The organism is Arthrobacter sp. ISL-69 (assembly GCF_018613775.1).
Lineage (GTDB): Bacteria > Actinomycetota > Actinomycetes > Actinomycetales > Micrococcaceae > Arthrobacter.
Map to the genome: position 1 here is coordinate 80,763 of NZ_JAGGPO010000018.1, position 25,685 is coordinate 106,447.

General features: G+C 67.4%; 24 protein-coding genes. 12 read left to right on the plus strand and 12 right to left on the minus strand.

Annotated features, from left to right (window positions below):
• Positions 1–6: 6 nt before the first annotated feature.
• Genes J7I79_RS12585 through J7I79_RS12595 form a run of 3 tightly spaced genes read right to left on the minus strand, consistent with a single transcriptional unit; the run spans position 7 to position 2,401 of the window.
• Positions 7–807 (minus strand): ABC transporter permease subunit, encoded by an 801-nt coding sequence (locus J7I79_RS12585; protein ID WP_214953630.1) that lies wholly within the window; start codon positions 805–807, stop codon positions 7–9.
• Entirely contained in the window at positions 804–1,733 is a 930-nt protein-coding gene (locus J7I79_RS12590) for an ABC transporter ATP-binding protein (protein ID WP_214953632.1), read from the minus strand. Before J7I79_RS12590 ends, J7I79_RS12585 begins: the two co-directional genes overlap by 4 nt.
• Positions 1,730–2,401, minus strand: a complete 672-nt coding sequence (locus tag J7I79_RS12595) for a TetR family transcriptional regulator (RefSeq protein ID WP_214953633.1) — start codon at positions 2,399–2,401, stop codon at positions 1,730–1,732. The genes J7I79_RS12590 and J7I79_RS12595 overlap by 4 nt, the downstream gene beginning before the upstream one ends.
• Positions 2,402–2,531: 130 nt before the next feature.
• Between J7I79_RS12595 and trxA the strand changes: the two genes are divergently transcribed.
• Positions 2,532–2,945: a thioredoxin gene (trxA, locus tag J7I79_RS12600; RefSeq protein WP_104171953.1), complete on the plus strand. Its 414-nt coding sequence runs from the start codon at positions 2,532–2,534 to the stop codon at positions 2,943–2,945.
• A 142-nt stretch (positions 2,946–3,087) separates the two neighbouring features.
• On the opposite strand, the gene J7I79_RS12605 is transcribed toward trxA, so the two are convergent.
• Positions 3,088–3,366 (minus strand): putative quinol monooxygenase, encoded by a 279-nt coding sequence (locus J7I79_RS12605; RefSeq protein ID WP_214953635.1) that lies wholly within the window; start codon positions 3,364–3,366, stop codon positions 3,088–3,090.
• Positions 3,367–3,468: 102 nt separating this feature from the next.
• Here J7I79_RS12605 and J7I79_RS12610 point away from each other — a divergent pair, with 102 nt between their 5' ends.
• On the plus strand, positions 3,469–5,148 hold the full coding sequence (locus J7I79_RS12610; protein ID WP_214953637.1) for an AMP-binding protein: 1,680 nt from the start codon (positions 3,469–3,471) through the stop codon (positions 5,146–5,148).
• A 9-nt stretch (positions 5,149–5,157) separates the two neighbouring features.
• Here J7I79_RS12610 and J7I79_RS12615 read toward each other — a convergent pair whose 3' ends face one another.
• The 3 genes from J7I79_RS12615 to J7I79_RS12625 form a co-directional block, all read right to left on the minus strand.
• Positions 5,158–5,964, minus strand: a complete 807-nt coding sequence (locus J7I79_RS12615; protein WP_214953639.1) for an ABC transporter permease — start codon at positions 5,962–5,964, stop codon at positions 5,158–5,160.
• Positions 5,964–6,932 carry an ATP-binding cassette domain-containing protein gene (locus J7I79_RS12620; RefSeq protein WP_214954278.1) on the minus strand — a complete coding sequence of 323 codons (969 nt, stop codon included), beginning with the start codon at positions 6,930–6,932 and terminating at the stop codon, positions 5,964–5,966. Before J7I79_RS12620 ends, J7I79_RS12615 begins: the two co-directional genes overlap by 1 nt.
• Positions 6,933–7,093: 161 nt before the next feature.
• Positions 7,094–8,074, minus strand: coding sequence for a DNA-3-methyladenine glycosylase (locus J7I79_RS12625; protein WP_214953641.1), 981 nt, complete (start codon positions 8,072–8,074; stop codon positions 7,094–7,096).
• Between the two features lie 188 nt (positions 8,075–8,262).
• Here J7I79_RS12625 and J7I79_RS12630 point away from each other — a divergent pair, with 188 nt between their 5' ends.
• Complete coding sequence (locus J7I79_RS12630) at positions 8,263–8,694, plus strand: VOC family protein (RefSeq protein WP_214953643.1); 432 nt, start codon at positions 8,263–8,265, stop codon at positions 8,692–8,694.
• 36 nt (positions 8,695–8,730) lie between these two features.
• Here J7I79_RS12630 and J7I79_RS12635 read toward each other — a convergent pair whose 3' ends face one another.
• Positions 8,731–9,918 carry an SLC13 family permease gene (locus J7I79_RS12635; RefSeq protein WP_214953645.1) on the minus strand — a complete coding sequence of 396 codons (1,188 nt, stop codon included), beginning with the start codon at positions 9,916–9,918 and terminating at the stop codon, positions 8,731–8,733.
• Between the two features lie 104 nt (positions 9,919–10,022).
• On the opposite strand from J7I79_RS12635, the gene J7I79_RS12640 reads away from it, so the two are divergent.
• From J7I79_RS12640 to J7I79_RS12670, 7 genes are all read left to right on the plus strand, one after another.
• Positions 10,023–11,408, plus strand: coding sequence for a cystathionine beta-synthase (locus J7I79_RS12640; protein ID WP_214953647.1), 1,386 nt, complete (start codon positions 10,023–10,025; stop codon positions 11,406–11,408).
• A 39-nt stretch (positions 11,409–11,447) separates the two neighbouring features.
• Complete coding sequence (locus tag J7I79_RS12645; protein WP_214953649.1) at positions 11,448–12,635, plus strand: cystathionine gamma-synthase; 1,188 nt, start codon at positions 11,448–11,450, stop codon at positions 12,633–12,635.
• Positions 12,636–12,641: 6 nt separating this feature from the next.
• A complete protein-coding gene (locus tag J7I79_RS12650) occupies positions 12,642–13,910 on the plus strand; it encodes a glycosyltransferase 87 family protein (protein ID WP_214953651.1) in 1,269 nt (422 codons plus the stop codon).
• A 54-nt stretch (positions 13,911–13,964) separates the two neighbouring features.
• Entirely contained in the window at positions 13,965–14,474 is a 510-nt protein-coding gene (locus J7I79_RS12655) for a helix-turn-helix domain-containing protein (RefSeq protein ID WP_214953653.1), read from the plus strand.
• Positions 14,471–15,874, plus strand: a complete 1,404-nt coding sequence (locus J7I79_RS12660) for an MFS transporter (protein WP_214953655.1) — start codon at positions 14,471–14,473, stop codon at positions 15,872–15,874. The genes J7I79_RS12655 and J7I79_RS12660 overlap by 4 nt, the downstream gene beginning before the upstream one ends.
• 292 nt (positions 15,875–16,166) lie before the next feature.
• Complete coding sequence (locus tag J7I79_RS12665; protein ID WP_214953657.1) at positions 16,167–17,549, plus strand: glycosyltransferase 87 family protein; 1,383 nt, start codon at positions 16,167–16,169, stop codon at positions 17,547–17,549.
• Positions 17,546–18,292: an SDR family oxidoreductase gene (locus J7I79_RS12670; RefSeq protein ID WP_214953659.1), complete on the plus strand. Its 747-nt coding sequence runs from the start codon at positions 17,546–17,548 to the stop codon at positions 18,290–18,292. The genes J7I79_RS12665 and J7I79_RS12670 overlap by 4 nt, the downstream gene beginning before the upstream one ends.
• A gap of 103 nt (positions 18,293–18,395) precedes the next feature.
• On the opposite strand, the gene J7I79_RS12675 is transcribed toward J7I79_RS12670, so the two are convergent.
• Genes J7I79_RS12675 through J7I79_RS12690 form a run of 4 tightly spaced genes read right to left on the minus strand, consistent with a single transcriptional unit; the run spans position 18,396 to position 23,071 of the window.
• Positions 18,396–19,595, minus strand: a complete 1,200-nt coding sequence (locus tag J7I79_RS12675) for an acyl-CoA dehydrogenase family protein (RefSeq protein ID WP_214953661.1) — start codon at positions 19,593–19,595, stop codon at positions 18,396–18,398.
• Between the two features lie 22 nt (positions 19,596–19,617).
• The gene (locus J7I79_RS12680; RefSeq protein ID WP_214953663.1) at positions 19,618–21,174 is read right to left on the minus strand and encodes an APC family permease; all 1,557 of its coding nucleotides are present in this window, start codon (positions 21,172–21,174) and stop codon (positions 19,618–19,620) included.
• A complete protein-coding gene (locus J7I79_RS12685) occupies positions 21,171–22,391 on the minus strand; it encodes a glutathionylspermidine synthase family protein (protein ID WP_214953665.1) in 1,221 nt (406 codons plus the stop codon). Before J7I79_RS12685 ends, J7I79_RS12680 begins: the two co-directional genes overlap by 4 nt.
• Before the next feature lie 2 nt (positions 22,392–22,393).
• Complete coding sequence (locus J7I79_RS12690) at positions 22,394–23,071, minus strand: Tat pathway signal protein (RefSeq protein WP_251042787.1); 678 nt, start codon at positions 23,069–23,071, stop codon at positions 22,394–22,396.
• Positions 23,072–23,402: 331 nt separating this feature from the next.
• Between J7I79_RS12690 and J7I79_RS12695 the strand changes: the two genes are divergently transcribed.
• Positions 23,403–25,001 (plus strand): ATP-binding protein, encoded by a 1,599-nt coding sequence (locus J7I79_RS12695; RefSeq protein WP_251042754.1) that lies wholly within the window; start codon positions 23,403–23,405, stop codon positions 24,999–25,001.
• Positions 24,998–25,672: a response regulator gene (locus J7I79_RS12700; RefSeq protein ID WP_214954284.1), complete on the plus strand. Its 675-nt coding sequence runs from the start codon at positions 24,998–25,000 to the stop codon at positions 25,670–25,672. The genes J7I79_RS12695 and J7I79_RS12700 overlap by 4 nt, the downstream gene beginning before the upstream one ends.
• Positions 25,673–25,685: the final 13 nt, after the last annotated feature.

The following is a 25,685-nucleotide window of genomic DNA, read 5'->3' on the forward strand; positions in this document are numbered from 1 at the left end:
CTGCCGCTACGCGCCGACGTCGCGTCTGTCCAGCGCCACTGCGCTGAGCAGCACCAGTGCCACTGAGATGCCCCACAGCCAGCCAGCGGCCGCCCAGTCCGCCCCGCTCGCCACCGGGGAGTTTCCGTAGGCCCAGTGATACGGGGATAGTCCCAGGAGCCACTCGACGTCCTTGCTCTGCCGCCCCACTGCATTGAAGACGTAGCCCAGCACGCCCACGGCAGCACCGGCAGCAAGTCCATGCGTCCGGCGGCCCGTCAACGTGCCGGCGAAGAGGGCCGCGGTTCCGGTGAGCAGCGACAGTCCGGCGAACAGCACGGCGGCACCGAACAGGTTTTCCGGCATGATGTCCAGCCGTGCCGAGTCATTGAGCAGGCGCACCAGGACAAACACCAGGGCGGACAGCAAGATCACGCGAAGGAACAGGGCCAGGGCACGCTCCAGGACCACCTGGACACGTGTGACACCGTGCGCCAGCGTAAGTTCCAGCTGACCCGATTCCTCGTCGCCGCCCACCGCCGCCGCGCCCCAGGCCACCGAGGCAATAGTCATCAGCATGAAGCCGATCAGGCCGAAGAGCGTGGCCTGGGTGTAGCCCGGACCGGTGGCGATCTGATCGTAATTCAGGGCCTTGGTCATCTCCGGCGGCAGGGCGTCGATCATGTTCTGCATTTCGGCGCTGCCGCCAATGGAGGGGTAGAGCGGCAGGTAGAGGAAGACGGCAAAGGCCAGTCCGGCCGCCCAGCCGAGGGTCGACCGCCAGGAGTCCACGAAGGCTCTGGTGAACAGGGGAAGGGTCGTCTTCACGGCCGTACCCCGTTGCCGGCCAGGCTTCCGTACATCTTGAGCACTGATTCCTCCAGGTCGGGTTCCTCGAGCACCAGGTCGGTCAGATGCAGCCCAGAAAGCACGTGGAGCAGCGGCTGGATGGCCCCTTCAAGGGTGGCTGAGAGCTCGACGCCGTCGCCCGAGTCCAGCACCTCAAGCCGGGCGATGCCGGGGACCCGGCGGAGCATCGCGCCGGCGTCGTCCGCGGAAATCCGGGTGGCGCTGAGCCGGACATGGCGCACCGCGCTTTCCCGGAGCCTTGCCACCGAGGCCACCGTGACGATATGGCCGTCGCGCAGGATGGCGACCTCATCCGCGGCCTGCTGGACTTCGCTAAGTACATGGGAGCTGAGGAAGATGGTCTGCCCTTTGTCCCGGGACTCCTTCACCATGGCCAGGAATTCCTGCTGCACGAGGGGATCCAGGCCGCTGGTGGGCTCGTCCAGCACCAGCAGCTCCGGGTCGTGCATAAAGGCCTGTACGAGCCCCAGCTTCTGCCGGTTGCCTTTCGACAGCTTGCGTGTGTGCCGGTCCAGGTCGAGATCAAGCCGCTCCGCCAGCGCATCGATGTGGCCGCGCTTCACCGGGCCGCTGATGGCCTCGTAATGGGACAGGAGTTTTCGTCCCGTGATCCGTCCTTCCAGGAACAGTTCGCCGGGGAGATATCCGATCCGGCGACGAAGCTCCGGTCCCGCCCGCCGGGGGTCCTCGCCCAGCACCAAGAAACTCCCGGACGATGGCCTGATGATGTCCAAGAGGCAGCGCATGGTGGTGGTCTTGCCGGCACCGTTGGGCCCGATCACGCCGAACACCGTTCCCCGTTCCACCGTGAAGTCGATGCCGTGCAGCACCTCCCGGCTGCCGAATTTCTTGGTGAGTGACTGAACGACTATCGCCTGGCTCATCGATCTTCCTCCCTGTTCAGCGGTCCGGAAGGCTGTGCCCCGGCCTGTGCCCCGGCTCCGGCCCCGGCGGGAGCCTCCGTTCCGGAAGCCCCCATCGCGGACCGTGCCGCGTCCAGGAAGGCGGTGTCGGTGTAGAACCCGTGCGTGTGGAGCTCCAGCGCCGGCACAGTCAGCCGGCGCACCGTGTCGGCGCCGAGTCCCGTCGTCCCCAGCGACCTGGCGATGTGCCTGCCAAGCACCAGGATGGCCAGGCTGTTGGAAGCGATCACGACGGCGGCGGCGTGGGGATCGCTGAAGGCGCGGACGGTGCCGTGGGCCATGCCGGTTTCCATCAGCTGCGCTGTTTGCCGCACCAGTGCATCGAACAGGCGCTCGCCGGCCTCCGACTGGTCGCTGAGCGCCTGCCGGATGTAGGCGATTTCGTCGTCGTACTGCCCGGGGTCCGCAAGGTAACCCTCGACGAGGTCGCGGGCGCTGGCCGGATCCGCCTTTTCCTGGCCGCGCCGTGCCACGTACCCGATGACGAAGTCGTCGCAGGCCAGACGCAGGCCGGCCTTGCTGCCGAAGTGATGGATGACCAGCCCCGGACTGACGCCCGCGGCCGTGGCAACGGCGCGGACGGTGGTGCTTCGGTCGTCCCCGCGTGGGTCCGCTGCTGCTGAACGCATGTTCAAGATGCTAAACGCCTGTTTAAGCCCCGGTAAGGGCCGTAGGTCCCGGGGCAGGGCTGAAGCGGTGCAGGTGTGCCAAGAGCGAAACGCATGGGACATCCCCGGGCGGCTCGCGTACCGTTGACCCATGGCTACCGTAGACATTACAGGTGAACAGTTCGCAACAACCGTGGAGAACAACGACATCGTCCTCGTTGATTTCTGGGCCGAATGGTGTGGTCCCTGCAAGCAGTTTGGACCCACGTATTCCGCCGTTTCCGAGAAGCACCCGGACGTTGTCTTCACCAAGGTGGACACCGAAGCGCAACAGCAGTTGGCGGCCGAGGCCGGCATTACGTCCATCCCCACGCTGATGGCTTTCCGCGAGAAGGTGCTGGTGTTCTCCCAGCCCGGCGCGCTGAACGCCCAGCAGTTGGAACAGGTGGTGGACGCGGTCAAGGCACTGGACATGGAGGAAGTCCACGCCCATGTGGCCCGTTCGCAGGCTGAGGCAGCGGCTGCGGCCGGCAAGCAGGACGGCACCCAGATTCCGGAGGCCTAAGGCTTCCGCCGGGCGTCAAACGCCTGAGGCTCCACCGCCTAAACGCAGCATTTTAAACTCCAACGCGGGGTCACTTCCGCCCACGAACCAGGGTCGTGCGGGCGGAGTGACCCCGCGTTGTTTGTCGGGAAAAGCGGCAGGACTACAGCCGTTCGAGCTGGACGGGCTCGGCCAGCAGGGCGCTCAGCGATTCGTTCAGGTCCTGGACGGCGGTGCCCTTGGAATGCTTGTCAAGGTCCTCTTCGGAAGCCCACTGTTCGGTGAGCACCAGCTTGTCCTCGGTGGCCTCCGTCAGTTCGTACCGGATGCAGCCGGCTTCGTTGACCACCTCGTCGATCGCGATTTCGAGGGCGAGCTTCACGCGGAAGAATTCGCCGTCGTTGGGGATGAACGTTGCCTGCAGGTCAATGGGTGCACTCATGCGTTTCACAATACCGGCCCGCCCTTGCCGGTTCCGAAATATTTTGTAGGGCTTCCTAGTTTTACGCTTCTCTTGCCAGTGGTCTGTTGGTAGCGTGCCAGCATGCGCGCTTATACAGCCGGGGACACTGACGTCCCGCTGCTCGAAGAGACCATCGGACAGAATTTCGAGCGGATCGTGGCCCGGTTCCCGTTCCACGACGCCCTGATCGAGGCTGCTCCGGTTCCCGGCGCGGATGCCCGCCGCTGGAGCTACACAAAACTGAACGACGACGTCGACAGGCTGGCCCGCGCGCTGCTCGCCCTCGGCGTCGCCACAGGGGAGCGGATTGGAATCTGGAGCCCCAACTGTGCGGAGTGGACCATCCTGCAGTACGCCACAGCCAAGATCGGCGCCATCCTGGTCAATGTGAATCCGGCTTACCGGAGCCATGAGCTGGAGTTTGTGGTGAAGCAGAACGGCATGCGCATGCTTGTCACGGCGCCGTCGGACCGGAGCAGCGACTACACCGGGATGGCCCGGCAGGCCCTCGCCGAATGCCCTGAGCTGAAGGAACTGGTGTTCCTCCCGGAAGGCGGCCAGCCGCAGCTGCAGGCAGGTGACCCGGAAACGGACGCCGAACTCACCTACGCCGAGCTGCTCAAGCGGGCAGACGACGTCGGGCATTCCGTCCTGAAGGCCCGCCTGGCGGGGCTGGATCCGCACGATCCCATCAACCTGCAGTACACCTCGGGCACCACCGGCTTCCCCAAAGGCGCCACGCTTACGCACCGCAACATCCTGAACAACGGCTATTCCATCGGCGAGCTGCTGGGGTACACGGAGCACGACCGCGTGGTGATCCCGGTGCCGTTCTACCACTGCTTCGGGATGGTCATCGGAAACCTGAACGCCCTGAGCCACGGCGCCGCCACGATCGTTCCGGGGCGGTCCTTCACACCTGCGGCGGCCCTGGAGGCGGTCCAGGATTTTGGCGGGACATCGTTGTATGGCGTGCCCACCATGTTCATTGCCGAGCTGGCACTGCCGGACTTCGCTTCCTATGACCTGTCCACGCTGCGGACCGGCGTTATGGCCGGATCGCTGTGTCCCATCGAGGTGATGAACCGGGTCATCTCGGAGATGAACATGAGGGATGTGGCCATTTGCTACGGCATGACGGAAACGTCCCCGGTGTCCACCATGACCCGCGACGGTGACACCATGCAGCACCGCACCGAGACCGTGGGGCGGACCATGCCGCAGCTGGAGAGTCAGGTGGTGGACCCGGTGACAGGCAGTGTGTTGGAGCGCGGCGATATCGGGGAGCTGTGCACGCGCGGTTACAGCGTGATGCAGGGGTATTGGGACCAGCCGGACAAGACCGCCGAAGCGATCGACGCTGACGGCTGGATGCACACCGGCGACCTGGCCCGCATGGATGCCGACGGCTACGTGCTGATCGAAGGCCGGATCAAGGACATGGTGATCCGCGGCGGGGAGAACATCTACCCGCGCGAGATCGAGGAGTTCCTCTACACGCACCCCTCGGTCCAGGACGTGCAGGTGATCGGAGTCCCGGATGCCAAGTACGGCGAGGAGCTGATGGCATGCATCATCCTCAAGCCCGGCGCCGAGCCGCTGGACGCCGCCGCCGTCGCCGAGTTCTGCCGGGGGCAGCTGGCCCACTACAAGATCCCGCGGTACGTGGACGTCCGCGAAAGCTTCCCGATGACCGTCTCGGGAAAAATCCGCAAGGTGGAAATGCGCAAGGAAGCGGTGGCCCGGCTGGGACTCTCATAGCCGGCGGTCCTAACTGATGTTGCGGTTGATGGCCCGGATACCAACCACCAGTCCGACGGCGGCCGTCACCGACGCGGCCAGGAGGCCCAGGAGCGTATCGCTGCCGATATTCCCCGCGAACAGTTCCCGCTCGGCATTGACCAGGTAGGTCAGGGGATTGAACCAGCTTGCGGTCTTCATCCAGTCCGGACCGGCTTCAATGGGGAGCATGATGCCGGACAGGATCATCAGCGGGAAAAGCAGTGTCTGCTGCACTCCCCAGAAGATCCACTCCTTGTTCTGCGACACGAGGGCAAGGGCATAGGAGAGCGCACCGAGTCCGATGCCGAAGATGCCCAGGATGACCAGCCCGAACAGCACGTGCAGCGGGTAGAAGACGAAGCCGAACGGGATGCAGACCAGGGCGATGAGCAGCCCTTGCACCACCAGCGGCGCCCACTCCTTCAGCGCCCGCCCGATCATCAGCGACGAACGGGACAGCGGCGTGGCCAGGATCCGTTCGTAGGAACCGGTCATCAGCTCGTACTGCAGGTTGGACCCGGTCATGGACGTGCCGAACAGGGCGATCATGACCACGACGCCGGGCAGGAACCACTGCAGCGTGGACTGTCCGCCGAAGGCCGGTGCTCCCACCGCTGACCCGAGGAGCGGTCCGAAGAGGCCCAGGAAGACGAGAGGCTGGATCAGCGAAAAGATCAGCGAAAACGGGTCCCGCAGCGGCAGCAGCATCTCGCGCCAGAACACATACCTTGTGTCGTGGAGGACCTGGAACAGGCCGGGTTTCTTCGCGACGTCCCGGACATCCTGGACACTCATCAGTGGTCCGCTCCTTCCCTGAGGTTGCGTCCGGTCAGCTCGAGGAACACATCGTCCAGGGTGGGCGGTTTCAGTTCCAGGGACTGGGCGGGAGCGCCGGCGTCGTTCATTTCCTTGAGCAGCGCGGGCGCCAGCCGTGCGCCTTCCGGGAGGCGCAGGCGGAAGCTGACCACGCCGTCGTGCGTGTTTTCCTGGACCTCACCGCCCGCTGCTGCCCGTCCCAGCAGCCCGCGCACGCCCGGGGCCGACTCCGCTGCAACCTCAACGGCCAGCAGATCGCCGGCCAGGTTGGCCTTGAGGCGGGCCGCGGTATCGTCGGCGATGATCCGGCCGTGGTCGATGACAATCACCCGCCCGGACATGGAATCCGCCTCGTCCATGTAGTGCGTGGTGAGGACGATGGTGGTTCCGTGCTCGGCGCGCATCCGCATGATGTGTTCCCACAGGTTGGCCCGGTTCTGCGGGTCCATGCCGGTGGAAGGTTCGTCGAGGAAGAGCAGCCGCGGTGAGTGCATGAGGCCCAGGGCCACATCCATCCTGCGCCGCTGCCCGCCGGAAAGTTTGATGACCGTGCGTTTGGCGAGGTCGGTCAGGTCGAGGGATTTCAGGAGTTCCTGGGCCCGGGCGGCGGCATCGGTGGTGTTCATTCCGTAGAAGCGGCCCTGCATCATCATTTCGTCGATCACCCTGAAGCTGTGGCCGCCGCCGTTGCCCTGGCCGATGTAGCCGATCCGGGCGCGCACCCCGGCGGGGTCCGCCGAGACGTCCACGCCGGCAACCGTGGCGGTGCCGGAGGTGGGTCGGAGCAGCGTGGTCAGCATCCGCAGCGTGGTCGACTTGCCGGCGCCGTTCGGGCCGAGGAATGCCACGAGTTCGCCCGGGGCGACGTCGATGTCGACGCCCTTGACGGCCTCGACCGTTTCCTTTTTGACCGTGAAGTTCTTGGTGAGTTTCCGGGTGTGGATCACTGCGCGCTCCAGGATGCGGGTCACTGGCGTTCTGGCTGCCGGACGCCATGCCGCCACGCTATACCCAGCCGGCGGGGGCGTCCACAGGATCAGGGACAGCTTCGGTCCGCGATGGAGTGATTGGCGGGGAGATGCTGTGAAATGCCCGCAGCAGGGGAGGCTTAGTGCCGGCGGTGGTCCTGGATGGTCATGCGCGGGCCGAACGTGGGTTTCCGGAAGCCGCTGAGGCCGATCATCCGTACCACCCGCTGCCGGTGACCCTGCCACGGCGCCAGCAGCCGCAGCATCCCGGCGTCGTCCGTCCGGCGGCCGGTCAGCGCGGCGCCCACGTACGCGGCCAGATGGTAGTCGCCCACCGCGATGGAGTCCGGGCAGCCGTGCGTGCGCTGGACCACCTCCGCCGTCGTCCAGATGCCGATGCCGGGGATGGTCTGCATCTTGGCGGATGCCTCCGCGGCCGTGAGCCCCGCCAGGCGCTCAAGGGCGACGGCGGAACGCAAGGCACGCATGACAGTTGCCGAGCGCTGCGGTCCCACGCCGGCCTTGTGCCATTCCCAGGAGGGGATCCGCAGCCATTGCTCAGGAGTCGGCTGAACCAACAGCCCGGCCGGCGCGGCCGTACCGGCGGCGGGGGACGCCGTGCCGAAGCGGTACATCAGGTAGCGGTAGCCCCGCCGGGCCTCGATGACGGTGACCTTCTGCTCGAGGATGGTAGGCACCAGGGAATCGACTATCCGGCCCGTGGACGGGAGCCGCACGGCAAGGTTCCGGCGCCGGGCTTCCACCACCATCCGGGGGAGCGTGGCGTGGAACTCGGGGCAGTCAAAGCCGGACCAGTCGTCTCCGCTGCCCAGCAGCCGCGGCGCCGTCGAGATGGCGTCCCCGGACCCGGGCCCCCAGGCCTGCACGTCGACGTCCGGTTCGCGGGGGTCCCCGGAAACGGTGAGACGGAGCGTCGCCGGGCCATCCGGCGTCGTAAATGACATCCAGACACCATCGGGCCGGGAGGCGACGGCCGGATCTCCGTTGCCGCGCATCAGCGTTCCGAGGGTCTGCAGGAGATTGAAGGGACCGCCCGGATGCCACCGCAGCGAGGCGTCCGCCGCGGCGGCGAGGCCAGCAGGGACGTCGGTGATGGTCATACGTCTATCGTCCCACGCAAGGCTGACACAGCCCCCAGCGGCATGCCGCCCCGGCATCGCCTGCACGGCCTGCAGCCCGGTGGACAGGCAAGGCCAAAGGGCCCTGATTGGCTCCGGCCTGCGGGACTAGAATTTGCGTGTGGCGCGGTAGATCCGTGCCTCCACCCCCATTTTGTCAGGAGCGCACAATGGCTGGAATCGTACATTTTGAAATCCCGGCGGACGATCAGGGACGGGCCACCGAGTTCTACAAGGCGGCCTTCGACTGGACAATCAACCCGATGCCCCAGATGGACTACAACGTGGTCCTCACCACGCCGAGTGATGAAACAACCGGGATGCCCAAGGAACCCGGGGCGATCAACGGCGGACTCTTCGCCAGGGAGGGGGAACTGAAGACCCCCATCATCACCGTTGATGTCGAGGACATCGACGCCTCGCTCGCGCGGATCGAATCGTTGGGCGGAGCCGTAGTCAAACCCAAGGATGCCATCCCCGGAATGGGTTTCTACGCTTACTTCAGGGATCCCGAGGGCAACGTCCTAGGGCTGTGGCAGAACGCCGACGCAGGGGGAGCGGGCGTCAGCCCGGAATCCGCGGCAAACGACATCGGCGCGTAGGCCGCGGGGCCCGTGTGGCCCCTTCCTGCCCCGGGATCAGTGCATCCCTGAAGCCACCCACAGCGCCACGACGGCCAGGGGAACCGTCAGCGCTGCGGCCGCCAGGCCGGCGAGGGCGAATCCGCCCCACTTGATCCGGACGTTCAGGGCACGGAGCCGCTCGTGCCAGAGCAGCGTGGCCAGGGATGCCCACGGACTCACCAGCGGGCCGAGGTTCACGCCGATGAGCAGCGCGGTCAGCCGGGCCGGCGAGCCTGCTACCGGCTCCATAGCCAGGTAGGCGGGGAGGTTGTTGGCGGCGTTGGCGGCTCCCGCGCCGAGCCCGGCCAGCTGCAGGAGGGCGGGCAGGCTTTCGCCTGTTCCGGCCACCCCGGCCAGCAGCGAGGTTAGGCCGTTGGCATGCAGGGCCTCCACGAGCACGAACAGGCCCACGGTCAGCATCAACGGACGCCACGGAACCATCGACCACCGCAGCGCGGCAGGACGCCGCCGCAGGAAAACCGCCAGCAGGAAGGCGGCGGCCGCCATGGCGGGGTACTGGACAGGTACTCCGGACACCAGCGCCGGCAGCAGCACCAGCACTGTGCCCGCGGCGAATATCAGCAGGCCGCGGTCCCGCACACGATGGACTGGCTGGGGCCCGTAGCTTCCGCGCAGGTCTCCCCGGAACGCCAGCCACAACAGGGTGAGCGGAACCAGCAGTCCCACCAGGGCGGGTGCCCAGACAAGGCCCGCAAATCCCAGCGGGCTGAGCCCGAGCCTGTCCTGGGCCAGCAGGTTCGTGAGGTTGGACACCGGAAGCAGCAGGGACGCCGTGTTGGCGAGCCAGATGCTGGTCAGGGCGAACGGCAGGGGCGGAATGCCGGCATGGACGGCCAGGAGCACCACCACGGGGGTCACCAGCACCGCTGTGGTATCCAGGGACAGGAAAACCGTGGACACCGTGGCGACTGCAATGACCAGGAGCCACAGGAAGAAAACGCGGCCGCGGCCCAGGGCAGCCAGGCGGTCCGTGACCACCTGGAACAGGCCCGCCTCGTCCAGGAGCTCCGTCACCAGGGACATTGCCAGGACGAAGGACAGGACGGGAATGGTGCGGCCGGCCAGTTCCGCGAAGGCAGGCACAGGCAGCGCACCCAGGGCCAGGGCCCCCACGCCGGCCGCGAGCGTGATCCCCGGCAGGAGGTAACTCCGTCTCTTCGTCAACCACGCGAACCGCTGCACTGCCCAATCGTCCCACCCGTCCGGGCCTGTGCCCGCGCGGCACGCACCGGCGGGGCGGGCCGCCGAGGCAAGGGGTGCAGGCCCGAGACGGTAACTTTGTACCTATGAAGTACGCCCAGTCCGTCCTGGACCTCATCGGCCACACGCCGCTCGTCAAACTCAACCACGTAACGGATGGCGTCAAAGCCACCATCCTGGCGAAGGTGGAATACCTGAACCCGGGCGGATCCATCAAGGACCGCATCGCGGCGAAGATGATCGAGGAGGCGGAACGGGACGGCAAACTCCTGCCCGGCGGAACCATTATTGAACCCACCTCGGGGAACACCGGCGTCGGCCTGGCCCTCGTGGCCCAGCAGAAGGGCTACCGCTGCATCTTCGTGGTCCCGGACAAGGTCGGCGAGGACAAGCGCGCCGTCCTGCAGGCATACGGCGCCGAGGTGGTGGTGACTCCCACCGCCGTCGCCCCGGACAGCCCGCAGAGCTACTACAGCGTGTCGGACCGCCTGGTCACCGAAATCCCGGGTGCGTTCAAGCCGGACCAGTTCTCCAACCCCGCCGCGCCGGGAAGCCATTACGAATCCACCGGACCCGAGATCTGGCAGGACACCGACGGCCGGGTCACGCACTGCGTGATCGGGGCCGGCACCGGCGGCACCATCACCGGCACCGGCAGGTACCTCAAGCAAGTTTCCGCCAACCGGCCAGAAGTCGACGGCGGACCCGTGCGGATCATCGGTGCCGACCCCGAAGGCTCCGTCTACTCCGGCGGAACCGGCCGGCCGTACTTCGTGGAGGGCGTCGGCGAGGACATGTGGCCGGCCAACTACGACAAAACCGTCCCGGACGACGTGATTGCCGTCAGCGATGCCGAGTCCTTCGAGATGACCCGCAGGCTTGCCCGCGAAGAGGGCCTGCTGGTGGGCGGCTCATCCGGCATGGCCGTGGTTGCCGCCCTGCAGGTCGCCAAGGACCTGCCCGAAGACGCCGTGGTGGTCGTGATCCTGCCCGACTCAGGCCGCGGCTACCTGGCCAAGATCTTCAATGACCAGTGGATGCGGTCCTACGGCTTCCTGTCCGGCGGCGAGGAATCCTCCGTCGGTGAAGTGCTCAAATCCAAGACCGGTGAGCTGCCGGAGCTGGTGCACATCCACCCGAACGAAACCGTCCGCGACGTCATCAACATCATGAACGAGTACGGCGTCTCCCACATCCCGGTCCTGTCCCAGGAACCGCCGGTGGTTATGGGCGAAGTGCTGGGCGCCGTGGACGAACGGAGCCTCACGTCCAAGCTGTTCCGCGGCGAGGCGAAGCTGACGGACAAGATCTCCGAACACATGGGGGAGCGGCTGCCCGTGATCGGTTCGCTGGAGACCATCTCCGCCGCCCGCGAACTGCTCTCCGACGTCGACACGGTCATGGTCACCTTCGTCGGCGCCCCGGTGGGCATCCTGACCCGCCACGACCTCCTCGCCTACCTCAGCAACTAGTCCTGATTGCAAGCCCGATCGGCAGCCGAAAGGAACTTCATGTCTGTCTCTGAAAACCAAGGTTTCAACACCCGCGCCGTCCACTCCGGCCAGGCCTTCGAGCCGCGCACCGGCGCCGTGGTGCCGCCCGTGCACTTCTCCTCCACATACGCCCAGGACGGCATCGGCGGGCTGCGTGACGGCTATGAATACGGCCGCGGCACCAACCCCACCCGTGACTCGCTGCAGGAACAGCTGGCCGCGCTCGAAGGCGGCTCGCACGCGTACTCCTTCAGCTCCGGCCTCGCCGCCGAGGACTCGATGATCCGCGCCCTGACCCGTCCGGGCGACCACATCGTGCTCGGCAACGACGCCTATGGGGGCACCTACCGGCTGATCAGCCGCGTGCTGGGGGAGTGGGGCATCGGCAACACCCCCGTGGACATGTCCAACCTTGACGCCGTCGCGGAGGCTGTTGCGGCCGGCGGACCGGACGGGGGCAAAACCCGCCTCGTGTGGGTGGAAACGCCGTCGAACCCGATGATGAAGATCACTGACATCGAGGCACTCGCCAAGCTGGCGCACGACGCCGGCGCCCTCCTGGTGGTGGACAACACCTTCGCCTCGCCTTACCTGCAGACCCCGCTGGCCCTCGGCGCCGACATCGTGGTGCACTCCACCACCAAGTACATCGGCGGCCACTCCGACGTGGTGGGCGGCGCGATCGTGGTCAACGACGCGGAACTGGCCGAGAAGATCGGCTTCGTGCAGTTCGCCGTCGGTGCCGTCTCCGGCCCGATGGATGCCTTCCTTACCACCCGCGGCCTCAAGACCCTTGGCGTCCGGATGGACCGGCACAGCGACAACGCCCAGGCCGTGGCCGAGTGGCTGCTGCAGCGCCCCGAAGTGGAGGCCGTGCTGTACCCGGGCCTCCCGTCGCACCCGGGCCATGAGCTCGCGAAGAAGCAGATGAAGAAGTTCGGCGGCATGATCTCCGTGCAGTTCAAGGGCGGCGAGGCGGCGGCCCGCACCGTCGCGGAAAACACGTCCGTGTTCACACTGGCCGAGTCCCTTGGCGGCATCGAGTCGCTCATGAACTACCCGTCGGAAATGACGCACGCCTCCGTCAAGGGAACCGAGCTGGCCGTTCCGGTCAACCTCATCCGGCTCTCCTGCGGCATCGAGGACGTCGAGGACCTCATCGCGGACCTGGAGCACGCCTTCACCTTCATCGGGACGGGCAGCTAGCAGCCGGTGACCATCTCGCTCCGGGCGGTTTCGCCCACCAAACGCGGCTGGATCGCGACGGCGGCAGGCGCTGCCGCCGTCGTGATCGCCCTTGTGGTTCTGTACTCGGCGTACATCCCGCTGATGAACGACTTCGAGGTGTACTACTACGGCGGCAGCCGGGTGCTGCAGACCGGCGAGAGCGGCGTCAACGAGCTTTACGCCCCGCGGGACGGCCTCCCGTTCACCTACCCGCCGTTCGCAGCGTTGCTGTTCGCGCTGCTGGCGACGCTCAGCATCGGTGCCAGCAGCCTCATTTTCATTACGACGGCGCTGGCTGGCGCCGCCGTTGTGTCGGCGTGGCTGGCGCGGCACTACTTCGGGCTGCACCGCTGGAAGGACGCCTTCGCCGACTGGCGGTTCCGGGCCGTGGCGCTCGCGGGGACGGCGGCGATCCTGTTGCTGGGCCCCTGGCGGGACACGTTCGACTTCGGCCAGATCAACATCATCCTGATGGGGCTGATCCTGGCGGACTTTGCCCTGTATGGAAAATCCCGGGCGGGTGAGCTCCGCTGGCCGGCAGGTCTGCTGATCGGCATGGCGGCGGGGATCAAACTGACGCCGCTGGCGTTCGGCCTGTACTTCCTGGTGCGCCGGGACTTTAAGGCGCTCGGCTGGATGGCTGCGGGCTTCTTCGGCTCCATCGCGCTGTCCTGGGCTGTGCTCCCGCATGCCTCGGTGACGTTCTGGACCAAGATCCTGCCGGACACCGGACGGATCGGCGGGCCCGGCTACGTGGACAATCTTTCCGTCAAAGGCCTGCTGCTGCACCTGGGCATGCCGGACTCCGGAGTCACCAGCGCGGTGTGGCTGGTTCTTTCGCTGGCCCTCGTGGCCGTGGCGGCGCGGGTCATCAAATGGGCTGTCGAAGCGGACGAGAACTTCGTCGCGGTATCGGCCAGCGCCGTGCTCATGCTGCTCATCAGCCCGGTCTCTTGGTCCCACCACTGGGTGTGGATGGCCGTGGCGCTGCCCTCAATGGCCTTCGCACTCCACCGCATCCCGTCGAAGGACGGAAGGATGCGGCTGGCCGGCTGGATCATCGTGGCCGCCTCTGCAGTGGCGTTCTACCTGACGCCCAAATACCTCGCCGTGATGGCGGGCGCGCACGAATGGGGCAAGGACCCGCAAACGCAAGGGCAGCTCGCGGTGTCCAGCCTGGGCGTGGTGTGCGGCATCGCCATGCTCGCCTACTGGGCACTGGCCTACCGTCCGTCGAGGGCCACCCTCCGCTGACGTCTTACGCGACAACCTTAGCTTTCTTGAAGAGAGTCAGCTAGGGTTTCCTGCATGGCACTCCGCTCTGACTGGTCCCAACGCACCTGCGCCATGGCCCGCGGCCTGGACATCCTGGGCGATCCCTGGAGCATGCTGGTGCTCCGCGAAGTCTTCTTCGGCAACGGCCGCTTCGTCGCCATGAAAAAACGGCTGATGGTGGCTGACTCAGTACTCACCAAACGGCTCGCCGGCCTCGTGGACGACGGGCTCCTTGCCCGGAAACCGTACGACGACGGTGGCCGCACCCGGCAGGAGTACGTGCTGACCGAGAAAGGCGAGGACGCGCTGCCGGTGCTCAACGCGGTGGTGATCTGGGCCGAAAAGCATCTCCCGGCACCGTCCGAGCAGGCGCACATGTTCGTCATTCACTCCACCTGCGGCCAGCGGACGTCCTCCGCGGACAGCTGCACCGCTTGCGGTGAGCGGCTGACCGCGGAAAACACCAGCTGGCACAGCCTCACCCGCACGGCGGAGCCCGTCCGGCTGGCCACCTCCACCTCACAGAACGGACCCGCAGCATGAGCGCTTCCGAAACCACCCTGCTGCCCTCGCCCCGGAAACGCAAGCGCCGCCAGTTGCATCCCGCGTGGATCGTGGCCGCCGTCGCATTCCTGGCCCTCGTGGGCGCCGCCGGCTTCCGGGCCGCCCCCGGCGTCCTGATGGTGCCGTTGCAGGACGAATTTGGCTGGTCCACCACCGTGCTGTCCGGGGCCGTCAGCATCAACCTGGTGCTCTTTGGCCTCACCGCACCGTTTGCCGCAGCGCTCATGGAACGGTTCGGCATCCGCGCCGTGACGTCCGTGGCGCTGGTCCTGATCGGCGCGGGGAGTGCCCTGACGGTGCTGGTGAACCAGTCGTGGCAGATCTTATTGACGTGGGGGCTGCTGATCGGGCTGGGCACAGGGTCCATGGCGCTCGTCTTCGCCGCCACCATCGCCAACACCTGGTTCGCCAAGAGCCGCGGCCTGGTGATCGGCATCCTGACAGCGGGGAGTGCGGCCGGGCAGCTGGTTTTCCTGCCCTGCATCGCCGTGCTGGCCCAGGATCCCGGCTGGCGGCAGGCATCCCTGCTCATCGCCGCCGGCGCCCTGGCCGTGGTGCCGCTGGTGCTCAAATTCCTCAAGAACTCACCGGCCGACGCCGGAGTGCTGCCGTACGGTGCCGAGGCCGTCCCCTCCGCAGACACCGGCACAGTCGCCGGTAATGCGCGCGGCACTGAGTCCGCCGCCGCGCCCGCCGCAGCGGCGGAACCGGCCCCTTCCACTGCGCCCAGCAGCAACGCCGCGGTCCGGGCGCTGCAGGTCCTCAAGCGTGCCAGCAAGGTCCGGACCTTCTGGGCACTGGTGGCCGGCTTTGCCATCTGCGGTGCCACCACCAACGGTCTCATCGGCACCCACTTCATCCCCTCCGCCCACGACCACGGCATGGCGGAGACCACCGCGGCGGGCCTGCTCGCCGTCGTCGGGATCTTCGACATCGTGGGCACCATTGCGTCCGGCTGGCTGACGGACCGCTTCAACCCGAGGATCCTGCTGGCGGTTTACTACCAGTTCCGCGGCATCGGACTGCTGGTGCTGCCGCTGCTGCTGAGCGCCACCGTCCAGCCCAGCATGATCGTTTTCGTGGTGATCTACGGGCTGGACTGGGTTGCCACCGTTCCGCCGACCGCCGCCATCTGCCGCCAGGTCTTCGGGGCGGACGGCAGTGTGGTGTTCGGCTGGGTCTTCGCGGCCCACCAGCTCGGTGCGGCCGCCGCCGCCCTGGGCGCCGGCGCCATCCGTGACGCCACCGGCCAGTACACCTATGCCTGGTTCGGCGCTGCGGCCATGTGCACCATTGCCGCCGTCATCAGCGCCACCATCCGCAAGGATGCCGGGGCGCGGGAACCCGTCCTCGTGGCGGCCAGCCCCGCGGACCGCTGAGCCCGGCTGCCCCGCGGACCGCCGGGCGCGGCCGCCGACCAACGCGCGGCCGCCGACGCGTTCCGCGGCAGCAACAGCCTGACGGTTTGTGGTGCCCTGCCTGGTGCCCTGCCTGGTGCCCCGCCTGGTTTTGCCACGCCGGAGCCGCGCAGCAGGGGACAGGGCCCCTGTTTCAGTAGGATGTGAGGACGAGGCGCCGAATCCGGCGCGAGTCAGCCGGCACAACATCGCGATAGCGCGCAACGCGCCTACAGTGGCGCCGCTCTGCAGGAACAACGTTTGGGGACACGGGATGGCACTGCTCGACGCCGAAAAGGAGTTCGACGCCGCGACGCGGCACGTCGCCGACAGGAAACCCCGGCCACGCGCCGGGACCGCTGCACCGTGGTACCGGAGCAGTCTGGCACTGGGCGTCTCCGGCGAGCTGGTGACAGTCCTGGCCGTGCTGGCTGCCGCCGTGTTCATCTCTTCAAGGCTCGACGCCTGGGGCGAGCACGGCCTTGACTTCAGCGTCTATTGGCACGGCGGCAAGATCCTCAACGAAGCCGGCCAGTCGCCGTCGGACCTCTACAGCCGGACCGTGGGCTGGGCGGGCGGGCCGGAACTGCCGTTCACGTACCCGCCGTTCGCCGCGATGCTGTTCAGCCTGCTGGCAACGCTGCCGGAGAAGTCAGCGCTGATGCTCTTCAACGCTGCCGGGGCAGCCGTGGCCGTGTGGGTCGCCGTGCGCGGAGTGCGGTACTGGAGCGCCAAACAGGACTGGCGCAACACCTTCGGAGCCCCCGGGTTCCAGGCAACACGGAACCGGTGCGGCGCCGTCATACTGCTGCTGGCCGTGATCAACCTGGGACCGTGGCGCGAGACCCTGGCGTTCGGCCAGATCAACATCCTGCTGATGGGGCTCATGGCGGCCGACCTCCTCGCCAGGAACCAGCGCTGGAACCAGGGTGTCCCTGGGCGGGGGTTCCTGGTGGGCATGGCCGCCGGCATCAAGCTGACGCCACTGGTCTTCGGGCTGTACTTCCTGGTGCGTAAGGACTGGCGCGGACTCTTCAACATGGCCGCCGGATTCGCCTTCACCGTGCTGCTGGGCTGGCTGGTTCGCCCGGCGGAATCGTTCCAGTTCTGGCTGGAGATCCTGCCTGACACGTCCAGGATCGGCGGGGCGGGCTATGTGGACAACCTTTCAATCAAGGGTGCACTGCTGCATTTCGGTGTTCCCGAAGCTGGCGTCACTGTCCCCTGGCTCCTGCTCAGCGTTTTGGTGGTTGGCGTGGGCGCCATGGTCGTCAAGGCCGCCAGCGACCAGGGCGCGCGGGTGGTGGCCATTTCAGCAACGGCACTCACCATGCTCCTCATCAGCCCGGTTTCCTGGTCCCACCACTGGGTCTGGATGGCGGCCGTCCTCCCGGCGTTCGCCTGGACCCTGCGTGAGACACCGCAGCGCCAGCGGGTGACCCGCTGGTTCCTGGGCGGAGTGCTGGGGGCCTCGATCATCGTGTTCTTCTTTTCACCCAAGACCATCGGCGAGGCGCTCGGAGCGGAGAACCTGGACTTCCAGGCGCCCGAGCCCTGGCTCATGGCCTCCAGCGCCGGCGTGTTCTGCGCGGTGGCCATCCTTGCCTGCTGGCTCGTGGTGCTCCGGCGGAACTCGCTGGCCGAGGTGCCCGGATGAGCAGGACAGCACTGGTGACCGGCGTCGGCCGCCTGGCCGGCATCGGCGCCGGCATTGCCCGCCGCCTGACAGCGGACGGCTGGGACCTGGTGCTCACGTACTGGCAGGACTACGACTCCCGGATGCCCTGGGGAATCCGGGAGGACGACGTCGAACGGCTCCTGGCGGAGCTGGAAGCGACGGGCGCCCGCGCCCTTGCGTTGCCGGCGGATCTGGAGGACCCGCTGGCGGTGGACCGGCTCATGGCCGACGTGGCAGCACAGGCCGGGACGCTGCAGGGCCTGGTGCTCAGCCATGCGGAGTCCGTGGACTCCGGTGTCCTGGACACCACGCTGGCGAGCTGGGAGCGGCACTTCGCCGTGAACACCCGGGCCAGCTGGCAACTCATCGCCGCCTTTGCCAGGCAGGCAGGGCACGACGGCGGCGCGATCGTGGCGCTGACCAGCGATCACACAGCGTTCAACCTGCCGTACGGTGCGTCCAAGGGAGCGCTGGACCGGACGGTCATTGCCGCGGCAAGGGAGCTGGGACCTATCGGCATCACGGCGAACGTGCTGAATCCCGGGCCTGTTGATACCGGCTGGATGGATTCGGAGCTGCGGGAGGATCTCAGCCGCCGCCAGCCCGGCGGACGGCTCGGCACCCCCGCGGACGTGGCGGGCACCGTGGCGTTCCTGCTCTCACCCGAGGGCCGCTGGGTGTCCGGTCAGCTGATCAAGGCCGACGGCGGCTTCTCGGCCTGAGCCCGCAGGTGCGGCCAAGGTGCGGCGCGCACCCCAACTAGCTCGCATTTGACGTCGTCAAAAGCGCTTTTGACGACGTTAAATGCGAGCTACTTGGGAGGGGTTACCGGAAAGCGCCGATGCCGGTGATGTGCTGGCCCAGGATCAGGGTGTGGACCTCGTCGGTGCCCTCATAGGTGCGCACCGACTCGAGGTTGGCGGCGTGCCGCAGCGGCGAGTAGTCCAGGGTGATCCCGTTGCCGCCGAGGATGGAGCGGGCCTCCCTCGCAATGGCCAGCGCCTCACGGACGTTGTTCAGCTTGCCGAAGGAGATCTGCTCGGGCTGCAGGGTGCCGGCGTCCTTGAGCCGGCCCAGGTGAAGGGCGAGCATGGTGCCCTTCTGGATTTCCAGGAGCATGTTCACCAGCTTCTCCTGCGTGAGCTGGTACCCGGCGAGCGGCCTGCCGAACTGGAGTCGGTCCTGTGAGTACTTCAGGGCGGCTTCATAGGAATCGCGGGCGGCGCCCATGGCACCCCAGGCAATCCCGTACCGCGCCTCGTTGAGGCAGGCGAAGGGGCCGCGCAGGCCGCGGGCGCCCGGCAGCAGGGCCTCGGGTCCCAGCCGCACGCCGTCGAACACCACATCGCACTGGATCGAGGCGCGCATCGAAAGCTTCCGGCCGATCGGCGTCGCCGTGACTCCGGGTGTGCCGGCCGGCACCAGGAAGCCGCGGACGCCGTCGTCGGTCATGGCCCACACCACCATCACGCCCGCAACGGACGCGAGCCCGATCCAGCGCTTGGCGCCGTCCAGGACCCAGCCGGCGCCGTCCCCGGACCCGTCGCGGCGGGCCACGGTGGTCATCGCGGACGGATCGGATCCGGCGGTGGGTTCGGTCAGGGCGAAGCAGCCGATCACCTCTCCGGCGGCCATACGGGGGAGCCACTCCTGCTTCTGGTCCTCGGACCCCCACCGGTGGATGGCGGTCATGGCCAGGGATCCCTGGACCGAGACGAACGTGCGGATCCCGGAATCGCCGGCTTCCAGTTCCAACGCGGCGAGGCCGTACTCGACGGCGGAGCGGCCCGGGCAGCCGTAGCCCTCCAGGTGCATGCCGAGGACGCCCAGCTCGCCGAGTTCGGGGGCCAGATCGAGCGGAAAGACGGCGTCGTCGTACCAGCGGGCGATATCCGGTTTGATCCGTTGCTCGGTGAAATCGCGGATCCGCTCCCGGACCGCCAGTTCCCCGGGGGCCAGCAGGGCATCAAGGGCCAGGACGTCGGAGGGGTCCGAAACAGCGGGAACGTCAGCAGCGTTGCTCATTGGAGCATCCTACGGGTTGCTCCTAGCGGTTGCTCGGCGCCGGCCGCTGTGCCAGGAAGTAACTTCGCGTGGCGGGGGCGAAGCGGCACACCACGGCCAGCACCACGCCCAGCGCCAGCAGCACCACGCCGCTGACGAACGCACCGCCCACGCCGAGGATCTCCGTGTCCCCGTAGGCCGGATCCCACATCTGCACGGCGGAAATGAAGAACGCGACGGTCAGCATCAGCGCACCGAGCAGCGGCAGGATGCCCCGGAACCAGAGATTGCGGGCTGACTCGCGCAGGGTGCCGCGGAAGAACCAGAAGCACGCGAAGCCGGTGAGGGCATAGTAGAACGCGATGAACAGGCTGATGGAGCTGATGGAGTCGGAGAGCAGGTTCTGGCTCAGGAAGCTCATGGCCACGTAGTATACGACGGCGGCGGCACCCATCACCTGCGTGGAGAACCCCGGCGTCTGGTTGCGCTCGTGGACTTCCCCGAACTTGGCCGGAAGGGCCCCGTGGACGCCCATGGACAGTGTGCCGCGGGCGGTGGGCAGGATGGTGGTCTGCGTCGAGGACAGCACTGATGCCAGCACGGCCACCACGATCAGCCAGCCCCAGGGCCCCAGCACCACGTCCTTCATGGCCAGGAAGACGTCATCCTGGTTCTCGGCATTGCCTAGCCCGATCCCGTCCGTGCCCACGGTGGCATACATCATGACCAGCAGCGCCACGGACACGTAGATCGCCACGAGCACGAAGGCGGAGATGACGGCGCCGCGGCCGGGGGTCTTGGCGGGGTTCTCGGTTTCCTCATTCACGGCCAGGCAGGTGTCCCAGCCCCAGTAAATGAAGAGCGCCAGCAGTACTCCGTGCACCACCGCGCCCGGATCGGCGAAGGCGCCGGCCGGGTTGAACCATTCGATGTCGAAGGCCTGGCCTTCGGGTGCCCCGCCCGTGATCCGGAAAATGATCGCCAGCGCGAATATGCCCAGCGAAACATACTGCACGTAGGTCAGGACCCGCTGGACGTGCTCACCCAGCCGGATGCCGCGGTAGTTCACCAAGGTCATGAAGATGATGAACACCACGCCGGTGGCCGTCACCACCAGGTCGTTCTCCGCCAGCGACCCGTCGCCGATCAGCAGCCACAGATACTGCCCGGCCACCTGTGCCAGGTTGGCGAGGACCACAATGCCGGCCAGGGCAACGCCCCAGCCGCCCAGCCAGCCCGCCCACGGACCGAACGCCCGGCGGGCCCAGATGAAGGTGGTGCCGCAGTCCGGCATGGCGCTGTTCAGTTCCCGGAAGGCGTAGGCGATGAAGAGGACCGGCACAAACCCCAGGAGCAGGATCAACGGAGTGTAGTTGCCGTTGACCGCGACAATCAGGCCCAGCGTGGCCGCCAGCGAATAGACGGGTGCGGTGGAGGCCAGCCCCAGCATGACGGAGTCGCCCAGGTCCAGGATGCCGGCGCGCAGCCCCTTGGACGGAACAACCGGTCCCGGCCCGCCGGAGTCGCCCCCGGAGTTGCCGCCGGAGCGTCCCGATGTTCCCTCCGGGGGGCCTCCCGCCATCGAAGTCCCTGCGGTCATAGTGCGATACCTGCTTTGCTGGAGGAGGCCGAGGCGGCCTGGACTGAAAGAGGGGCCGGGGCGTCGATGGTGTTGGGAACGAACCGGCAGAAGTAATCGGTGATGGGTCCGTCGGATTCGCGGATGCCGCAGCCCACGGACTCGCCGTCAACCACCCACAGGCCCAGCACGGGATGGTTCCCGTCGAAATCGGGCAGGGAATGGAACTGCTGATAGCACCAGCCTTCGCGACCGTAGCCGCCCGGCTGCTCCATGTTGATGCCGGCAGCGTGGATCTTGATGTTGTCCCCTTCGCGGCCGTGCAGCGGCTTGGCGACCCATTCCCTGAGGGGCCCGGGATCGTTCAGGTACGCCGGGAGGAGGTTCGGGTGGCCCGGGTAGAGGTGCCACAGGGCCGCCAGCAGCGCCTTGTTGGACAGGAGCATCTTCCAGGCCGGCTCCACCCAGCGCGGATTGTGGGCACGCTGCAGCAGGCGCTGGCCGAACGGCTCCTTCATCATCAGTTCCCACGGATACAGCTTGAAGATGGTGCTGATCATGAAGTTGTCCAGGTCCACAAAGCGGTTCAGGTTGGGGTCCCAGCCGATGTCCGACATGTTGATGCCGATGGTGGTCCAGCCGCCCTGGCCTGCGACGTCGCGCATGTACGCGGCGGTCATCCAGTCCTCGCCGGACTGCTCAGCCTCCGAGTGCGCAATGTGCAGGGTGCTCATGCCGGTGCGGTACTGCAGCTTCTTCCACTGCCGGATGAGGGCTTCATGGATGCCGTTCCACTGGTCCTTCTCCGGGAACACATCCTGCAGCCAGAACCACTGCGCCACGGAAGCCTCGATCAGCCCCGTGGGCGTGTCCGCGTTGTACTCGAGCATCTTGGCCGGGCCGCCCCGGCCGTCGTACACGAAGTCGAAGCGGCCGTAGATGTCCATATCCGCGGCCTGCAGCGATTCGGCCGCCAGTTCCAGCGCCTGCGGGCCGATTCCGATGTTGCCCATGGCCCCGGTCGCGAGGTACTCGGCCGCCTCAAGGCACATCAGGTGCATGTCCTCGGCGGTCTTCTCGAGGGTTTCCACCTCGTCCATGGTGAATTCGTAGTACGCCGATTCGTTCCAGTACTCGATCTTCTTGCCGTCCGGCATGGTGGTGGTGGAAAAGACCAGCCCCTGTTCCTCGATCTTTTGCTTCCAGTCGGGCCTGGGGGTCGCCTGCAGTCTCTTCACGCCTAGCCTCCCGTGCTTCCGCCCTTGGAGCTGCTGCCAAAGCCGCCCCTGCTGACCGTTCCGCCCTTGGTGCTGTATCCCTTGGACGTTTTGGCCCCCTGCGGCACGGTCTTGGTGAAGCCGGTGTACTGCGAGCGGTTCTGCCCGACAGCCGGGACGCTGGCGCCGCGCGAGTAGAAGTACCAGGCGTAGATGGCCGAGCTCCGTCCGGCGCTGCTGCTGTTGTCGCACTGGGCGTCGTCCACGCGCTCGCCGGTTTCATCGTTGAAACAGACCTGCGCGTAGTCGGCCTCCGCTTCGTTGCTGGCCACGATGGCGGTGATGGTGCCCGCCAGCAGGGCAGTAACGCCGAGGCCGACGACGACGGTACGGCGTTGCGAGCGCTTCTTGCGTGCCGCCGCTTCCCGTTCGCGTTCGCGCTCGAAGGGGTCGATCACGGGTCCAGGTCCAGGTCCGGATCCCGGTCCGGTTCCGGGCGCCGTGCCCGGGCCTTGACCAGGACCAGCAGCCGCGCCCTTCTGCCGGCGTCCTGCCTTTCTTCCTGCTTCGGGCTGGGCGCCTGCCGCTGCCGAATCGCCGAGCAGGTCTGGGCGGAGCTCGGGTTTGGGAACCTGCCAGGGCGGCAGCTGGCCGGTAGCGGGATCGTGGGGCTGCGGCGTGAAATCGTCGGGCGAGGTCATCCAGCCCGGTCCCGAAGCCCCGGGCACGCCGGGCGCCGCTGACTCGCCGTCCGGTCGCTGCGGTCCGGAACGGTTGTTCTTCGGATCCTTCTTTGGATCCTTCGAAGGATCCTTGTTCGGGTCCTGCGGCTCCATGGGTCCCCCTTGGTTGTCCATGCTGAATCTGTGACCGCCCACGCGCGCCAATGCTGCGTGGCCGCCCGCTTTGCAATACGCGTGGCCACGCGGACGGCAAGGCACAGTTGTGTCAATCCTGAAGTCAGCCTAGTGCCTGGAGGGAGGTCCTGGTAACGGGAAACAGGGGGAGAACTGCCCATGCCAAGATGGAGCCATGGCAGCAGTTGAACCCGCCCGTTCCGGCGCCCCGCACTCCGGCCCCGCCGGTTCCGGGACGGCGCGCTCGGTGCTTCAGGGCATTGGACGGAGCCGCTTCGCCCTGGGCATGGTCCTTGCCGTGGTCCTGCCGCCTGCCGTGGAAGTGCTCGTGACGCTGGCGGGGTACCGGAACTTCAGCATCATCATGCTGCTGCACCTCGCCGTCGCCGTCGCAGTGGCTGCCATCGGGGGACTCTGGCCCGCCGTCGTGGCAGCCGTCCTGGGCACAACGCTCCTCAATTACTTCTCCGCCGATCCGGTGGGCTCGCTGTCCATCGCCGATCCCTCCACGTTGTTCACCCTTCTGGTGTTCCTGGCGGTTGCCTGCAGCGTGGCCCTTGCCGTCGGCCTGGCGACCCGTCGGGCCGAGGAAGCCGCGCGGTCCGGGGCCGAAGCCACCGCACTGAGTGAGCTTTCCCTGCGGATCCTCAGTTCCGACGGCAGCCTGGAGACGTTCCTCGAGAAGGTCCGCAGCAGGCTGGCGGTGGACGCCGTGACCCTGCTGGCCGGAAGCTCCCCGCCCGGCCCGGGCAGCGCGGCCGGCCCGGGCGGCACAGGATCCGCTGCGGCAGGCCGACCGGGACGCGGACCGGGGAGTAATACCGAATGGACTGTGGTTGCCAGCGCCGGGACCAGTCCGCCGGTGACCCATGCGGCCGCCGACCACACCGCCGCCGTCGATTCCCGGTACACCCTGCTGATCAACGGCGGCCCACCGGCCGGCCAGCCCTTTTCCGGCCAGCACCAGCGGATGCTGGCCGCCTTTGGCGCGTTCCTGGTGGCCATCCTGGAACGCCGGCAGCTGGTGGCGAGCAGGCAGGACAACCAGCGTCTCTCCGAGGGCAACAAGATGCGCACGTCCATCCTGAGGGCCGTCAGCCACGACCTGCGCACACCGCTGGCCGGGATCAAGCTGGCGGTCAGCAGCCTCCGGCAGGAGGAGGTGCGGTTTTCCCCGGAGGATGAACGCGAGCTGCTCGCCACCATCGAGGATTCGGCCGACCGCCTGGACCACCTGATCGGCAACCTCCTGGACATGTCCCGGATTACGGCTGACTCCGTCAACCCGCTCCTGCGCGGACTGGGGTGGGTGGACGTGCTGCCCGATGCGCTGAAGGGGCTGCCCCCAGGGCGGATCCGGGTGGAACTGCCGCCCAACCTTCCCCGGGTGGAGGCCGACGCCGGGATGCTGGAGCGCGTGGTGGCCAACCTGGTGGAGAACGCGCTCAAATACGCGCCGGAGGCCGACGTGGTGCTGACGGCTCGGGCGGGGGAGGGGATCGCGCTTGCGGGCCGCCCCGCCAGCGAATTCCGCGTGGTGGACCAGGGCTCCGGAGTGGCCCCGGCGGCCGTGCTGGACATGTTCCGGCCGTTCCAGCGGCTCAACGATTCCCAGCGCACCGACGGCGGACGCAACGTCGGGATCGGGCTTGGCCTTGCCGTGGCGAACGGCTTCACCGAAGCCATGGGGGGCACGCTCGCAGCGGAGCCGACGCCGGGCGGCGGGCTGACCATGGTGGTCACCCTGCCGCTGTGGGAGGGGCCGTTGCCGTGACCTTGGTGCTGATTATCGAAGACGAGGCACAGCTGGCCCGGGCCATGCAGATCAACCTCCGCGCCCACGGCTACCAGGCAATCAGCGCCGGCTTCGGAGCGGACGGACTGAAGCTGGCAGCCCAGCACCCGGTGGACATCGTGGTGCTGGATCTCGGGCTTCCGGACATGGACGGTGTCGACGTGATCCGGGGGATCCGCGGCTGGAGCTCGGTGCCCATCATCGTGCTGTCGGCCCGCCACGCCTCGGAGGACAAGGTGGATGCCCTCGACGCCGGGGCGGACGACTACGTGACAAAGCCGTTCGGCCTCGACGAACTCCTGGCGAGGCTGCGGGCGGCCTCCCGGCGTTCCCCGGCGCAGCGCGAGGCGCCCACGGTGGAAACCGCGGACTTCGTGGTGGACCTCGCCGCCCGGAAGGTGGTCCGGGACGGAAAGGAAATCCGGCTCACCCCCACGGAGTGGAACATCCTGGAACTGCTGGTGCGCAATGCAGGAAAACTGGTCAGCCAGCAGCAACTCCTCACCCAGGTGTGGGGGCAGGCGTACGCCAAAGAGACCCAGTACCTTCGCGTCTACCTGGCCCAGCTGCGGCGCAAACTGGAGCAGGACCCGGCCAACCCGCGCCACCTGCACACGGAGGCCGGAATGGGGTACCGCTTCGATCCGTGAAGCGGCCATTAGC